13 protein-coding genes are annotated in these 14,065 nt (G+C 46.8%); 2 read left to right on the top strand and 11 right to left on the bottom strand.

Annotated features, from left to right (window positions below; translation table 11 throughout):
• Nucleotides 1-4: 4 nt before the first annotated feature.
• The 8 genes from JEZ96_RS06650 to JEZ96_RS06615 form a co-directional block, all read right to left on the bottom strand.
• A complete protein-coding gene (locus JEZ96_RS06650) occupies nt 5-247 on the bottom strand; it encodes a hypothetical protein (protein ID WP_025007468.1) in 243 nt (80 codons plus the stop codon).
• A 471-nt stretch (nt 248-718) separates the two neighbouring features.
• A complete protein-coding gene (locus JEZ96_RS06645; protein ID WP_011846385.1) occupies nt 719-1,477 on the bottom strand; it encodes an SDR family oxidoreductase in 759 nt (252 codons plus the stop codon).
• Between the two features lie 24 nt (nt 1,478-1,501).
• On the bottom strand, nt 1,502-2,404 hold the full coding sequence (mmsB, locus tag JEZ96_RS06640; protein WP_128090119.1) for a 3-hydroxyisobutyrate dehydrogenase: 903 nt from the start codon (nt 2,402-2,404) through the stop codon (nt 1,502-1,504).
• Nucleotides 2,405-2,545: 141 nt separating this feature from the next.
• A complete protein-coding gene (locus tag JEZ96_RS06635) occupies nt 2,546-3,715 on the bottom strand; it encodes an enoyl-CoA hydratase/isomerase family protein (protein WP_011919012.1) in 1,170 nt (389 codons plus the stop codon).
• Nucleotides 3,715-4,488: an enoyl-CoA hydratase gene (locus JEZ96_RS06630; RefSeq protein WP_025007467.1), complete on the bottom strand. Its 774-nt coding sequence runs from the start codon at nt 4,486-4,488 to the stop codon at nt 3,715-3,717. The genes JEZ96_RS06635 and JEZ96_RS06630 overlap by 1 nt, the downstream gene beginning before the upstream one ends.
• Nucleotides 4,489-4,547: 59 nt before the next feature.
• Entirely contained in the window at nt 4,548-5,705 is a 1,158-nt protein-coding gene (locus tag JEZ96_RS06625; protein WP_025007466.1) for an acyl-CoA dehydrogenase family protein, read from the bottom strand.
• 88 nt (nt 5,706-5,793) lie between these two features.
• A complete protein-coding gene (locus tag JEZ96_RS06620; protein WP_128090120.1) occupies nt 5,794-7,293 on the bottom strand; it encodes a CoA-acylating methylmalonate-semialdehyde dehydrogenase in 1,500 nt (499 codons plus the stop codon).
• Between the two features lie 132 nt (nt 7,294-7,425).
• Complete coding sequence (locus JEZ96_RS06615; protein WP_025007465.1) at nt 7,426-8,616, bottom strand: thiolase family protein; 1,191 nt, start codon at nt 8,614-8,616, stop codon at nt 7,426-7,428.
• Nucleotides 8,617-9,051: 435 nt separating this feature from the next.
• Here JEZ96_RS06615 and JEZ96_RS06610 point away from each other — a divergent pair, with 435 nt between their 5' ends.
• Nucleotides 9,052-10,698: a methyl-accepting chemotaxis protein gene (locus JEZ96_RS06610; protein WP_128090121.1), complete on the top strand. Its 1,647-nt coding sequence runs from the start codon at nt 9,052-9,054 to the stop codon at nt 10,696-10,698.
• A 64-nt stretch (nt 10,699-10,762) separates the two neighbouring features.
• Here JEZ96_RS06610 and metA read toward each other — a convergent pair whose 3' ends face one another.
• On the bottom strand, nt 10,763-11,719 hold the full coding sequence (metA, locus tag JEZ96_RS06605; RefSeq protein ID WP_011789981.1) for a homoserine O-acetyltransferase MetA: 957 nt from the start codon (nt 11,717-11,719) through the stop codon (nt 10,763-10,765).
• A 66-nt stretch (nt 11,720-11,785) separates the two neighbouring features.
• Nucleotides 11,786-12,220: a YbaY family lipoprotein gene (locus JEZ96_RS06600; RefSeq protein ID WP_011919007.1), complete on the bottom strand. Its 435-nt coding sequence runs from the start codon at nt 12,218-12,220 to the stop codon at nt 11,786-11,788.
• A gap of 117 nt (nt 12,221-12,337) precedes the next feature.
• Between JEZ96_RS06600 and JEZ96_RS06595 the strand changes: the two genes are divergently transcribed.
• Nucleotides 12,338-13,081, top strand: a complete 744-nt coding sequence (locus JEZ96_RS06595) for an SDR family NAD(P)-dependent oxidoreductase (RefSeq protein WP_128090122.1) — start codon at nt 12,338-12,340, stop codon at nt 13,079-13,081.
• Nucleotides 13,082-13,160: 79 nt separating this feature from the next.
• Here the strand turns inward: JEZ96_RS06595 and ompW are convergent, their stop codons facing one another.
• Nucleotides 13,161-13,808 (bottom strand): outer membrane protein OmpW, encoded by a 648-nt coding sequence (gene ompW, locus JEZ96_RS06590; protein ID WP_025007463.1) that lies wholly within the window; start codon nt 13,806-13,808, stop codon nt 13,161-13,163.
• Between the last annotated feature and the right edge of the window lie 257 nt (nt 13,809-14,065).

Raw genomic sequence — 14,065 nt, 5'->3', positions numbered from 1 at the left:
TGGGCTATTTTTTAAATTTGTTGATAAACCAATTTAACACTTTTATTTGTTGTACCTGAGTCAACCCGAAATAGATGCAAATCCAAGGTGAGACAAGGAAAAACCATGGGATCACAGCGATAGAGCGACCACTGAAGAGCAGAAAAAAGAACCCACAGTAAATCACAATCAGCCCAAGCACACCCACGATTAACATCATGCGCTTAGTGATTTTCTCAAGCCAGAGGGCTTTTTCCTGCCAAGACATCCAGATTTCAAGCTCCATGACATGCGATACACATGTTTGTAAAGTTATGTAAAAAAACGGGTGGGAGATTGTTGAAGGTTAACAACGAAATGTCAACTCCGACAAGCTAATTCCAATTATACCAATCACATTAAATATCTAATCAGTTCAGAGCCTCACAGGCATCTCAATCCAAGGCGCATTGACGCAGAAATGGTCATTCCCTTTTAAGTTAATGCAACACGGGAGTGGGATGCCTGTGTGGCTCCCGAAGGGCGGGTTTCAACGCGCTTTATACTGCGTTTAAGGCTTTTGACAGAGCACCACTATGCCTTCAAGCCTTCGCCTTGTCTAAAGCGCGTTGAACTCCCGCTGAATGAACAGATATTTAATACGATTGGTATTATATAGACAAAATTACCCGTGACTCCATCGAGCAATAAAAAACCGAGCAAACGCTCGGTTTATTTTAATATCAATGAGATACAAACATCACAACCGGATGCCACCATCGATTTCAAACACTCGACCATTAACATAATCGTTTTCAATAATAAAACGTACGGTGGAAGCTATCTCATCGGCATGACCTAAGCGGCCAACAGGCACTAACTTCTCTAAACGTTCCAGCGCTTCAGGCTTCATTGCCGCCGTCATCTCGGTTGCGATCACGCCCGGTGCAACCGCTGCGCTACGGATATTGTAACGTGCTAATTCCTTTGCCCAGCCGACAGACATAGCCGCAACACCCGCTTTTGAAGCCGCGTAGTTTGACTGACCCATATTGCCCGCCTTAGCAAGGCTAGAGATGTTAACAATCACCCCCGCTTGACCCGATTCAATCATGGCCGCTGCGGCCTCTCGGCCACAGAGGAAACTACCAGTCAGGTTCACATTGATCACCGATTGGAATTGCTCGTAAGACATACGATCAGTGACTTTGCCGTCTTTGGCTTTGACTAACATGCCATCACGCAGAATACCGGCGTTGTTCACTAACACGTTCACTTGACCAAAGTCTTCGAGAATATAGGCAAAACCCGCGACGACATCTTCTTCGTCGGTAATGTCTAAGGCATAACCTTGGACTTCAGTGTCCGATCCAAGCTCAGCGCAGGCTCGCTCGAGTTTTTCTTGGTCCACATCGATAAGCGCTATCTTAGCACCCGCCTGCGCAAAATTTTGCGCCATTGCTAAGCCTAAGCCACCCGCGCCGCCAGTAATGACGACAACCTTATCTTTTAAATCCATCTGGTGATCCCTTGTTATCTGTGTCTATTTTTTAAGTGGTGCAAATTGTTCAAATATACTGGAAAAATCTCGGCGGCCATTGCCTTGTCTTGCATGATTAACATACAAGCTGCGGGCTAAAGCGCCCATTGGCGTACTAGAGTTGCTCAATAATGCAGCTTCTTGTGACAGACCGAGATCTTTGACCATCAAATCTACCATAAAGCCACCCTGATAGCCCTTAGAAGAAGGCACTGTTTCCATCACGCCTGGGCAGGGATTGTACTTCTCTAGCGTCCAGTTTCCGCCACTGCTGACCTTCATAATGTCGGATAGCACTTTGGGATCGAGACCGTGGTCAATCCCCATTTGCAGGGCTTCAGAAGTACCGACCATCAACACAGATAACAGCATGTTATTGCAGATTTTCGCGACTTGCCCCGCCCCTGGACCGCCTGCGTGGAAGATATTCACACCCATAGCCTTAAGTACGGGCTGTGCACGTTCAAAAGCGGAATCCGAGCCACCACAAATAAAAGTTAAGGTGCCCGCCGCCGCGCCTGCCGTGCCGCCAGAAACCGGTGCATCCATAAATTCGATGCCACTTTTAGCCGCCTCGGCCGCCACGAGTTGTGCGCTTTGCGCATCGATGGTTGAACAATCGATGAGCAAGGTATCACCTGCAACTACTTCAAGCAGACCTTTGTCTGTTCCATTGCCTAAATATAAGTTTTTTACATGCTTGCCCACAGGCAACATAGTAATCACCACACTTGCACCCGCCGCAGCGCCGCAGGCGGTACTTGATACTAAGGCGCCTTTTTCGGCCAATTGCTGCATAGCTTCTGGGACTAAATCAAAGACGCGAACCGTCATGCCTGCTTTTAATAAATTGGCCGCCATTGGGCCGCCCATATTACCTAAACCGATAAAGGCTACTGTACTCATGCCATCACTCCTGTGTGCTGTTCTTTGTTAGTGTTGTGATAATGCTAGTCCGCTAATGATGCCGTCACTATCACAGAGTAAAGTGAACTTGGCTAAGCCTATAAACACAGCGCTTAGCCAACTCAACCAGCCCTTAAACGCTTAACTCAGTTGGTTAAAAGGATGTGCCTCGCCCCATGGAGAAGCCAATATTTGCTCAAGTACCGCTGTGGGCACTGAGTTAACATCCTTAAAACGCCATTGAGGTTTCTTGTCTTTATCGATCAAGAGTGCACGTACACCTTCACAGAAATCACCGTGGGCGCACACGTTAACACTTGTCGTTAATTCCCATTTAAAACATTGGGCTAGACTTAATTTTGAACCAAGCTGTGCTTGGATATAGACTAAATGCCAACTGATAGGACTACCCGCAAGAAAAGTATCCCGCGCCTTGATTAGCCACTTTTCTTCCGATATCAGTGTTGACATACGTGCTGCAATATCTTGTAAACTCCCCGCCATCAACCTGTCGATAATCTCTTGGCTTTCAGCTAATACACTCTCGCCCTTAGGAATATCCACTTGGTTAGACAGCTCGTTGATCATGCTATCTAAACGTTGGTGATTAAGCGCTGGCGTATCGCTCCAATCTAAGGTTGCCATGGCATCGAACATCAGCTCTTTGTCATCGCGGTTCAGATAATGATCGGCCAATCCCACATAACAGGCATCGGCGGCATTGAGTTGATAGGCGGTCAACCCCAAAAACAATCCCATCTTGCCCTGCATACGATTAAGGAAATAACTGCCGCCCACATCGGGATACAGGCCGATGGTGACTTCTGGCATAGCGATACGCGAGGTTTCGGTAACGACTCTGTGGCTGGCGCCCGCCATCAAACCGAGGCCGCCGCCCATGACAATGCCATCGCCCCACACCAACACAGGTTTGCCAAAGGTATGCAGTAGATAATCGAGGCGATATTCCTCTTCGAAGAAAACCTTTGCTTCCTCAGTCACTTGTCCCTTAGCGGCAATGGAAGCATGGTATAAAGCGCGCACATCACCCCCGGCACAAAATGCCTTCTCACCGCTGCCATCTAATACGATGCAAGCGATAAGGGGATCTTTCTTCCACAGGTTAAGCTGCGCCGTCATGGCGCGCACCATGTCTAAGTCTAAGGCGTTGAGGGCTTTTTCCACATTGAGTGTGACCACACCAACCAATTTGCCAGAAGCAGTGGCTAAGGTTTGAAACACCACATTTTGTGTGGTCGTGACCTGATTTGCGACATGCTCGACCACGTCATTATCTACTACATTCGTCATTAGCGGTTTCTCCAATCAGCTTTACGTTTCCCCAAAAACGCATTCACGCCTTCGGCCTGATCTTCGGTATCAAATAATCCGACAAATAACTCACGCTCAATCGGTAAGGCTTGGCTACGCGCCATAGTGCGTCCCGCTTGAATAAGCGTCTTACACGCTGTCACGCTGCTTGGGCTTTGATTGGCCACTTTGACGGCTAACGCGATTGCCGCATTAAGCGCTTCGCCAGTATCGACCACTTCTTCCACTAAACGCAGATTCAATGCCTGAGTCGCATCGATACGCTCGCCGCATAAAATCATCCGCTTAGCCCACCCTTCACCGACGAGTGCGGTCAGATTTTGGGTGCCACCCGCGCAGGGTAATAAACCGACAGTCGCTTCGGGTAATGCCATTACAGCTTGAATTTCGGCGATACGAATATCGCAGGCCAACGCGACTTCTAAGCCGCCGCCCATGGCATAACCATTAATCGCGGCAATCGACACACCGCGAAATTGACTTAAGGTTTCAAAGGCTTCACCAAAATGCTTTGCCATCGTTGCCGCATTGCCTTTATCTCCGTCGGCAAACAGTTTTAAATCGGCGCCGGCGGAGAAGAACTTTTGCCCTTGGCCCGTTAACACTAAGGCGTAAATCTCTTTATTGGCATTCAGCTCAAGCACTTTGGCTTTAAGCGCCTGCAAACTCTCGGCGGTCCAAGTGTTGGCAGGTGGATTATTCATCGTCAGAATGGCCGTATGACCTTCGATACGTTCAACTAAATATTCCATCTTTATAGACTCCTTTTCAGTTATCGCCGACCTGTAAGTCACGCATATTGCACGTTGACTTACAGGATTTGTCCTGCATTTTCATCGAGTAAACGACGGGCGATAATTAAGCGCATAATTTCGTTAGTGCCTTCTAAAATCTGATGCACACGCACATCACGGAAATGACGTTCCAGCGGGTACTCCCTTATATAACCATATCCACCATGAATTTGCAGCGCCGCATCGCAGACTTGAAAACCCACATCAGTGGCAAAACGTTTCGCCATGGCGCAATAAGCCGTGGCTTCAGGATCGCCGCTGTCGAGTTTAAAGGCCGCAAGGCGCACCATTTGGCGAGCAGCCACTAACTCGGTTGCCATATCGGCAAGCTTAAATTGTAGCGCTTGAAATGCCGCTAAGGGTTTACCAAATTGCTGACGCTCATTCATATATTGAGTTGCACGCTCTAACGCCGACTGCGCCGTCCCCACAGAACAGGTAGCTATATTGATGCGACCGCCGTCTAAGCCTTTCATCGCGAACGCAAAACCTTGGCCTTCTTCACCGAGCAAGTTCGCCACTGGCACACGCACGTTTTCAAAGGTGATTTGACGGGTCGGCTGGGCATTCCAGCCCATTTTATCTTCAGCTTTACCATAGATAACGCCAGCGGCATCCGCCGGAATCGCAATGGCCGAAATCCCCTTAGGGCCAGCTTGGCCTGTACGGCACATCACGACTAAAAGCTCAGTGGCGCCCGCGCCCGAGATAAACATTTTCGAACCTGAAATCACATATTCATCGCCGTCGCGCACCGCTTTGGTTTGCAAAGATGCGGCGTCCGAACCCGCGCCCGGCTCAGTTAAGCAATATGACGCTAACATCTGCCCTGTGGTTAACGGCTCAGACCAAGTCTGACGCAGGGTTTCAGTGCCCCAAGTCGTCACCATCCAAGTCGCCATATTGTGAATGGTCAGCATGGCAGTGGTCGCGGTGCAGCCCTTGGCAAGTTCTTCAAAAATAATCGAGGCATCGAGGCGCGATAAGCCCATGCCACCTTCGGATTCAGGCGAATACAGAGAGCAAAAACCCAGCTCACCGGCTTTTTGGATCACGTCTTTGGGGAAATGATGTTCTTCATCCCACTTGGCGGCGAACGGGGTTAATTCTTCCGAGGCAAACTGGCGCGCCAGATCGGCAAACTGGCGTTGGTCATCGTTGAAATTAAAATCCATTGGGCTCTCCTATGACTCTATGGTCACTTTTTTATTGAATAAATTGGGCGCCGTAAAGACGCCGTGGTTTATCGATTAATCACCAAGCTTAGCGTAGGTTAATGCTCATATTTGGCGTTGAAGCTACGGCGATATCGGACTCGAACCAGCGAGAAGTGATGGTCTTGGTCTCGGTATAGAAACGCACCGCTTGCTTGCCATAAGCATGTTGATCGCCGTAGAAACTGCCCTTCCAACCCGTAAATGAGAAGAAAGGTAATGGCACAGGAATAGGCACGTTAATCCCCACTTGGCCGACTTCGATTTCGTGTTGATATTTACGGGCCGCCGCGCCGCTAGCGGTAAAGATAGACGTGCCGTTGCCATAAGGGCTGGCATTGACGAGTTCGATGGCGGCTTCTAAGGAGTCTGATTCCATGCAGCACAATACTGGGCCGAAGATTTCTTCCTTGTAAATGCTCATCTCAGTAGTGACTTTATTGAACATGGTTGGGCCAATCCAGTTACCGGATTCATAACCTTCTACGGTAAAATCGCTGCCATCGAGTAAACACTCGGCACCTTCGGCTTTACCTTGGGCGATAAGTTTAAGCACCCGCGCCTTGGCCGCAGGGCTGATAACCGGACCATAACCCGCTTCTTTATCGTCCCATAAACCTGGGCGAACTTTGGCTAAGGCTTCTTTTAATTCTGGGAGCCACTCTTTAGCGGCGCCAACAAACACGGCAACCGAAATCGCCATACAGCGCTGACCCGCCGCGCCCACAGAAGCGCCAACTAAATTGTTGATCACTTGCTGTTTGTTTGCATCTGGCATGATCACGCAGTGGTTTTTCGCACCCGCAAAGGCTTGCACGCGTTTTAAGTTATCTGTACCGGTTTTATAAATATATTGACCCACAGCCACAGAACCGACGAAAGAAATGGCTTTAATCGCAGGGTCTGCCAGCAGGATATCTACGGCGGTTTTATCGCCATGCACTAATTGCAATACCCCCTTAGGTGCGCCCGCCTCAACAAACAGCTCAACCAGACGCTGCGGCGTCATAGGATCTTGTTCTGAAGGCTTTAAAATGAAAGTGTTACCGCAGGCAATCGCCAATGGGAACATCCATAACGGGATCATCGCAGGGAAGTTAAATGGCGTAATACCCGCACACACACCGAGCGGTTGAGTGTAGCTGTAAGTGTCAATTGAACGCGCGACGTTCTCGACGGTTTCACCCATCAATAATGACGCCACATTACAAGCATGTTCAGCGACTTCGATACCACGCCATACATCGCCCTTGGCATCTTCGAAGGTTTTACCGGTTTCCTTTGCAAGAATGGTCGCCAGTTCGTCGTGATGTTCTTTTAGCAGATGTTGATAACGTAACATGACGCGCGCACGTTCAGACACTGGCACTTCTTTCCAGGTTTTAAAGGCCGCTTTGGCGCTGGCAATCGCGGCGTGAACTTCTTCGCTAGTGGCGGCATTAATCACAGCAATCGGCGAGTTATTCGCGGGATTGGTAACAATAATCTGTGATGTGCCAGTACCTTGGATAAACTCGCCGTCAATGTAATGCTTTACTTGTGTGGTCATGTTGCAATCCTTTCCTTGTAGAGTGATGGGCTGGCGGTGCGATATTATGATTATCCTCAAGGGAAGTGATTGCCCTTGCCAGCCCCGTCTTGTTGATTTAACTAAAACCTGATTTGACTAAAACCTTTGCAATTAAACCTCAATGGCCATCGCTGTTGCTTCACCACCGCCGATACACAGCGAGGCAACACCGCGTTTAAGGCCGCGGGCTTTTAAAGCATGGATTAAGGTCACCAGCAAACGTGAACCCGAGCAGCCAATAGGATGACCTAAGGCGCAGGCGCCGCCATTGACGTTAACCTTAGCCACATCTAAACCCAGTTCAGACACGGCAAGCATAGTCACCATGGCGAAGGCTTCGTTGATTTCGAATAAATCCACCTCATCCGTTGACCAACCTATATTAGCGAGTAATTTCGCCATAGCGCCGACAGGTGCAGTGGTAAAGAGTGAAGGCTCTTGGGCGTGGGTCGTGTGGCCTTTAATGGTGGCTAATACAGTTAAGCCTAAACGCTCAGCTTCGCCGCGAGAGGTCAACATCAATGCCGCTGCGCCATCGGAAATCGAGCTAGAGTTAGCCGCTGTGATAGTGCCATCTTTGCTAAAAGCTGGGCGCAGCGTAGGAATTTTTTCAGGGCGGGCATTACCAGGTTGCTCGTCGGTGTCGACAGTCACATCACCGCGACGATCACTAACTGTGACTGGGGTAATTTCGGCCTTAAAGGCGCCCGAGTTAATCGCGGCATTGGCTTTTTCGAGCGAGCTTAGGGCGAAAGCATCCATCTGCTCGCGGGTAATACCAAATTCATCGGCGGTTTTCTGGGCAAACGTTCCCATAGCGCCACCCGTGTAGGCATCTTCAAGACCGTCTAAAAACATATGGTCGAGCATTTTGCCGTGGCCCATACGCATGCCGCTACGGGCTTTATCCAAGAGATATGGTGCTTGGCTCATGCTTTCCATACCGCCAGCGATCACCACTTTTGCACTGCCCGCTTTAATCAAATCATGGGCTAACATGACCGTCTTCATGCCTGAGCCACAGACCTTGTTCACTGTGGTCGCCCCCACAGAAAGTGGTAGCCCCGCACCTAAAGTTGCCTGACGCGCAGGCGCTTGACCTAAACCTGCAGGTAATACACAGCCCATCAAGACTTCATCAACATGCTCACCCGCTAATTGAGTCTCCGCCAACAAGCCCTTAATGGCTGTCGCGGCTAGAGTCGGTGATGCAACGGATGACAAACTGCCTTGAAACCCGCCCATTGGGGTGCGTTTAGCGGCAACGATAACGATATCTTGATTTAACTGTTCAGTACTCATGGAAACTCCAACCTAAATTGACCACAGGCTTAGTGCTCGCCTCTGCTCGGGACGTTTAATAAAATCGACAATAAAACCACTCTGACGTTTACGCGAACGTAAAGCAAGTATTCCTTGGTCTAATGTATCGATTTTATCGGGTGAAAATTGTCAGTAAGGATTTACAGCGAAATCGGAAATTGAGGATAAAAAGGGAGTCTGTATCAACAAACCAATTTGGTGGTTGCCTACAAAATAACTATGATCAACTAGATAGTTAGCATTTTTATCAACTAACTCAAATAGGTGCATAACAACAGGAATACATAACTCAATGCAGGAATTTAAGAACATCGATATTCAAACAATTGTTCCTATCCTATAGTGGAAATACCAAACACTCTAACCTTATACAACCTAGCCAAATAACCCTAAATAGAAGTAGGAAGGAAAGACATGCTCAATAAGATGACGCTTAAGACCCAGTTTATCGGGGTTATTGCTATACCTTGTATTGCTCTTATCTTGATCAGCTTGACGGCGCTTCAAGGCTTATCTGGTATGCAAGATCAAACTAAAAAACTCGCTGAAAATACTAGCGCACCATTAAGGTCAATGGCGGAGGTCGCTTCCCGAATTCCCCGCATGCGAGTGGGCATTGATATTATTATTCTGCAAGAAATACCAACGATGAAGGATCAAAAAGGCGTATTAACCCGAGTGACAGAAACCCGGGCTGAGGATATTCCAGAAATGGATGTAGCATTAAAAGCAGCACGTGACGCCCAAGTAAACCCCATCACCCGTGCCGAAGTACAAAAATTGATCGACATCTTTGATAAAGTCAAAAGTGACGAACTCGCGCCTATGCTTGCTGCGATGGAAAACGGAGACGTGGCAAAATCGCAAGACATTTATCGTAATCAATTCGCAGCTAGCTACAACATTATGCGAAAGAGTACCGATGCCATTCTTGACTCGTTACTACAACAGGGCAACGCCAGCTTCGTAGAGAGTCAACAAAACTACCAAAATACACGCATGGAAATGTTCGTGGTATTGGCCGTCGCACTGATTATTTCCATTTTTCTAGGGTTTGTAATGCTGCGTCGTCTACGCCTTCGCGTGGCGTTATTACAACAACATATTTCTTCTGCCAGCGACAAACTTGATTTACACAATATGATTGAGTTAAAGGGACATGATGAATTAAGCGATATTGCCCTGCATTTTAATCAGTTTGTGCTTAAGATACGCAGCGCGATTGAAGCTGTGGCAGAAAACTCTCGTCAACTTGCCCATACTGCAAATGATGTCACAAGCAAAGCCCAAGCAACCCATAGAAATTGTATTAACGAGCGTGACCGTACCACACAAATTGCGACGGCAATCCATGAAATGGGTACTACAGTGGAGAACATTGCCGACAACGCAACCCAAGCCGCAAATGCGGCTAAAGAAGCCGATAATCAAGCCCATAGTGGTGCAAATCTTGTTGCACAAGCTCGGCAAGGTGTGAGTTCGTTATCAATCGAAATTCAACATATCAGCAGCGATATTGCCTCGCTAGCCATGCAAACCAACTCAATTGGCAGCATTTTGGATACTATCCGAAGTATTTCAGAACAAACTAACCTGTTAGCACTCAATGCCGCGATTGAAGCCGCACGTGCAGGCGAAACGGGACGCGGGTTTGCTGTCGTCGCTGATGAGGTGCGAAACCTTGCGAGTCGTTCGGCATCGTCAACAAATGAAATTCAAACCATGATCGATAAGCTGCAAGAGCAATCAGCCAAAACAGTGTCAGCAATCAAACGTGGTCACGAACAAAGTGGCATGGTCGTAAAACAAGCGGATGATGCCAATGACTCCTTAACACTTATCACCTCGCATATCAGCCAAATCAGCGATATGAATATTCAAGTCGCAACAGCAACAGAAGAACAGTCTATGGTTGTGGCTGAAATAAGCCGAAATGTGGAAGATATCAATCAATTAACCACAGAAACATCGGAAATTGCTGATGAACTAACAGCATCGAGTGCAAACCTGCAGAAGCTATCGATTCACTTAGATAAATTAGTAACGCAATTTAAGTTGTAACACTGTAAACGCGTAGTGCATTCAATAGAATCACTGCACTACGCGCGTCTTCCCCAAAAACAGTCTAAGGCAATGTTTCTTGGCGCGATTCCCACGGTGTCATCGCCGTCATATCACTTAAGTCATAAGGTGTTAATTGATAAACATAATAATTAAGCCAATTACTGACCAATAAACTACCGTGGCTGTGCCAACGGGCAATGGCTTCGGCTTCAGGATCGTTATTGCGATAATAGTTCTGTGGCACATTGGGATTTAAGCCTTGTGCTAAATCCCTATGGTATTCATCGTTTAAGGTCGATTTTTGATACTCAGGATGGCCCATCACAAACAAGTTACGATTATTGCGGCTTAGTACTAAATAGGCCCCTGCTTCATCGGATTGCGCTAACACTTGCAACTGTGGGTGCTGTCTAATGTCTTCCACATCCATCTCGGCAAACCGAGAATGGGGTGCAAAAAATTCATCATCAAAACCACGTAACAGCGGGAAATGCTGACAAGTACGTCTATGTACAAACACGCCAGAACGCTTCTGTTGTAATATTTTTCGATTTAAACCATAGAGATGATACAGGCCCGCATGGGCCGCCCAACATAAAAACAGCACTGAGGTGACATGCTCTTGGGACCAATCGATAATTTCACGAATATGATCCCAATAGACCACATCTTCGAAATCGATTTGCCCAAGTGGTGCTCCTGTGATGATAAGGCCGTCGTAATTTTTGTGGCGTACATCTTCAAAGTCACGGTAGAAGGTATTCATATGATCGATGGAAGTATGCTTGGACTCTTTGTCGTGAATACGCAGTAAATCCACATCGACTTGTAAAGGCGTGTTACCCAGCAAGCGCAATAACTGGGTTTCGGTCTCTATTTTGTTCGGCATCAAGTTCAAGATCAGCACCTTCATCGGCCTGATATCTTGATTCGCTGCCCGCGTCTCGGACATAACGAAAATATTTTCTGACTCTAATACCCCTGCTGCGGGCAAATGATCTGGAATTCTAACCGGCATACCGCGCCTCTTCTGTTCGTAAAAACCAACGGATTCGGCGCGTTTGCTATCTATATTTACCGCAAATCACTCGCCGATTTTTTCAAGTATTATGGTCATGGCCTCGGTTGAATTAAGATCAACATGGTAGGCCTGAGTATTAATAAACAGTAACTTATCACCGAGCATAATTCGTGCACCTATGGCATATGTATGCCCTTGCTCAAACTGATCGCGCCCGATAACAAAACTAAAGGGTGTTGGAGTGCCAGCACCTTGTTTAACCCGTTCAGCAATCACTATTGCAGGCACATCCATTTTGGATACATCGAGCAATTGCACAATTAGTTTTGCTTCTGGCGGCAATGCAATGCGCTCACGGTAAATTGCCTCACCCTTGATTTCGACAATTGCATTGGGTGTCGCACAACCCGCCAATAAAGCCACAACAGTGATGAATACCATTGCAGTTAATCTCTGCGCCACTAATCTCAATGCACTTAACTTTAGCCATTGACTCATTACGTTTCTCCTAATCATACATAAAGACTTCTGGATGTCCACATGTCCATACTATAAATCTTGTCTTGATGAACATATGTTCCTATCATAAGCCACCATTTCGTTGACGATAAATTTATGACCCAAGCAACTGCAATCATTGTGGGCGCTAGCTCACATTTGAGCCGTGAACTTGCAAAACAGTTGGCTGAACAGCAGGTTGAATTAGCCTTGTTTGCTCAAGATCCCGAATCATTACGTGAGTTTGCCTCATCCTTGCCCACAAAAGTACAAGTATTTGCGCTGCAGATAGAGCAACCACAAGCCATTATTGGTCAACTTGAAAGTGTGTGGCAAAATCTAGGTGGAGCACACTTAGTCTTAGTTAATACAGGTCTTAATAGCTACGATCCCGCGTTACCATGGTTACCAGAGCAAGATATTATCGACGTAAATGTGCGTGGTTTTGCCGCGATCTGCAATACGGCATTTAGACTATTTCGTGAACAGGGTTATGGCCAATTGGCAGCAATTAACTCTATTGCAGGCCTGCGCGGTGGACCAAGCGTGGCTTATCACGCCTCAAAAGCCTTTGCACAGAACTACCTTGAGGGCTTAAGTATGCATGCCCAGCGCCTTAAGTTACCCATTACCATCACCGATATCCAACTCGGCCTACTCGATAAAGCTGCGATGCAGCAAAGTGCGATGTGGCTTGCCCCATTGCCACAAGTCGCAGCGCAAATCATCAAGGCAATGAAACAAGGTAAACGTCGTGTCTATGTCACCAAACGCTGGCGCCTTGTCGCTTGGTTAACTAAGATTTTGCCCGAGTTTATCTACAACACTCGCCATTGGAAGGCTAAAAAGCCTAAGCATTAAGTTATCTTTGGTATTGTAAACATTATTGCAATCAAACAAAAAAGGAGCCCTCGGCTCCTTTTTCGTTATTTCTAATAAATTAGAAAGTGTAGCCAACGCTAACCATATAAACCCATGGGTCAATATCTGTTTCGATGGTAACGGGTGCCCCACCCAATTTAAATTTCACATCAGTGTCTATCTTGGCATACCAAACTGATCCATTGACCAACCAGTTTTTATTGACTTGATAATCTAAGCCAACCTGCGCTGCAAGTCCCCAAGAATCACTCATATCTAAATCAGTTAAAGCCCCATTTAAATCATTAGTGAACTTATTATCAAAGAACTTTGTATAGTTCACGCCTGCACCAATATAAGGGCGTAATTTTGATTGTGCGTCACCAAAATAATATTGAACCACTAAGGTTGGTGGTAAATGTTTCGTTTCAGCAATCTTACCCACACCCGCGAGTGATACATCATGGCTAAATGGCGTCGCTGCCAATAACTCAACCCCAATGTTATCGGTCAACATATAACCAAAGTTCAGACCAACTTGAGTATTATTATTGACTTTAAACTCACCAAAAGTAGCAACTGGATCACTTGATTCATTTGGGGCAACAACTACGGCACCCGCACGCACGATAATATCACCGGCTTGATGAGCAGAGACAGAAGCAGTAAAACCAGCGGCTAAAAGGGTCGCAGCGATAACAGTAGAAACGATATTTTTATTCATCATCATACTCCATATGTACAACATAGGTTTTTGTTTTGTATTACATCCTTAACATTTACGGATTACACTGCCAGAGATATCCACTGTTTTTATTGATCTAAATCAATCCACCCCACCAATACCCACTTATAGGTATCACACTTGGGATCCTAATCACGAAACGCAAACATTTATTGATAATACCCCTTTAATTTATGTGATACGCAGCATTTATTAGTAACGACTTATTCACCTAATAAGGGTTAATACTTAAATTTAAG

Origin of the sequence: Shewanella putrefaciens, from assembly GCF_016406325.1 — a bacterium.
Classification (GTDB): domain Bacteria; phylum Pseudomonadota; class Gammaproteobacteria; order Enterobacterales; family Shewanellaceae; genus Shewanella; species Shewanella putrefaciens.
Note: the sequence above shows the minus strand (reverse complement) of the source record. Positions and strands in the feature narration are given on the sequence as shown.

What these genes read in the sequence shown, in the direction of transcription:
- JEZ96_RS06610 (WP_128090121.1), top strand. Translation starts at nt 9,052, where the DNA reads ATGCTCAATAAGATGACGCTTAAGACCCAGTTTATCGGGGTTATTGCT.
- JEZ96_RS06645 (WP_011846385.1), bottom strand. Translation starts at nt 1,477, where the DNA reads ATGGATTTAAAAGATAAGGTTGTCGTCATTACTGGCGGCGCGGGTGGC.
- JEZ96_RS06600 (WP_011919007.1), bottom strand. Translation starts at nt 12,220, where the DNA reads ATGAGTCAATGGCTAAAGTTAAGTGCATTGAGATTAGTGGCGCAGAGA.
- JEZ96_RS06630 (WP_025007467.1), bottom strand. Translation starts at nt 4,488, where the DNA reads ATGGAATATTTAGTTGAACGTATCGAAGGTCATACGGCCATTCTGACG.
- JEZ96_RS06595 (WP_128090122.1), top strand. Translation starts at nt 12,338, where the DNA reads ATGACCCAAGCAACTGCAATCATTGTGGGCGCTAGCTCACATTTGAGC.
- ompW (WP_025007463.1), bottom strand. Translation starts at nt 13,808, where the DNA reads ATGATGAATAAAAATATCGTTTCTACTGTTATCGCTGCGACCCTTTTA.
- JEZ96_RS06625 (WP_025007466.1), bottom strand. Translation starts at nt 5,705, where the DNA reads ATGGATTTTAATTTCAACGATGACCAACGCCAGTTTGCCGATCTGGCG.
- JEZ96_RS06620 (WP_128090120.1), bottom strand. Translation starts at nt 7,293, where the DNA reads ATGACCACACAAGTAAAGCATTACATTGACGGCGAGTTTATCCAAGGT.
- JEZ96_RS06650 (WP_025007468.1), bottom strand. Translation starts at nt 247, where the DNA reads ATGTCTTGGCAGGAAAAAGCCCTCTGGCTTGAGAAAATCACTAAGCGC.
- JEZ96_RS06615 (WP_025007465.1), bottom strand. Translation starts at nt 8,616, where the DNA reads ATGAGTACTGAACAGTTAAATCAAGATATCGTTATCGTTGCCGCTAAA.
- mmsB (WP_128090119.1), bottom strand. Translation starts at nt 2,404, where the DNA reads ATGAGTACAGTAGCCTTTATCGGTTTAGGTAATATGGGCGGCCCAATG.
- metA (WP_011789981.1), bottom strand. Translation starts at nt 11,719, where the DNA reads ATGCCGGTTAGAATTCCAGATCATTTGCCCGCAGCAGGGGTATTAGAG.
- JEZ96_RS06635 (WP_011919012.1), bottom strand. Translation starts at nt 3,715, where the DNA reads ATGACGAATGTAGTAGATAATGACGTGGTCGAGCATGTCGCAAATCAG.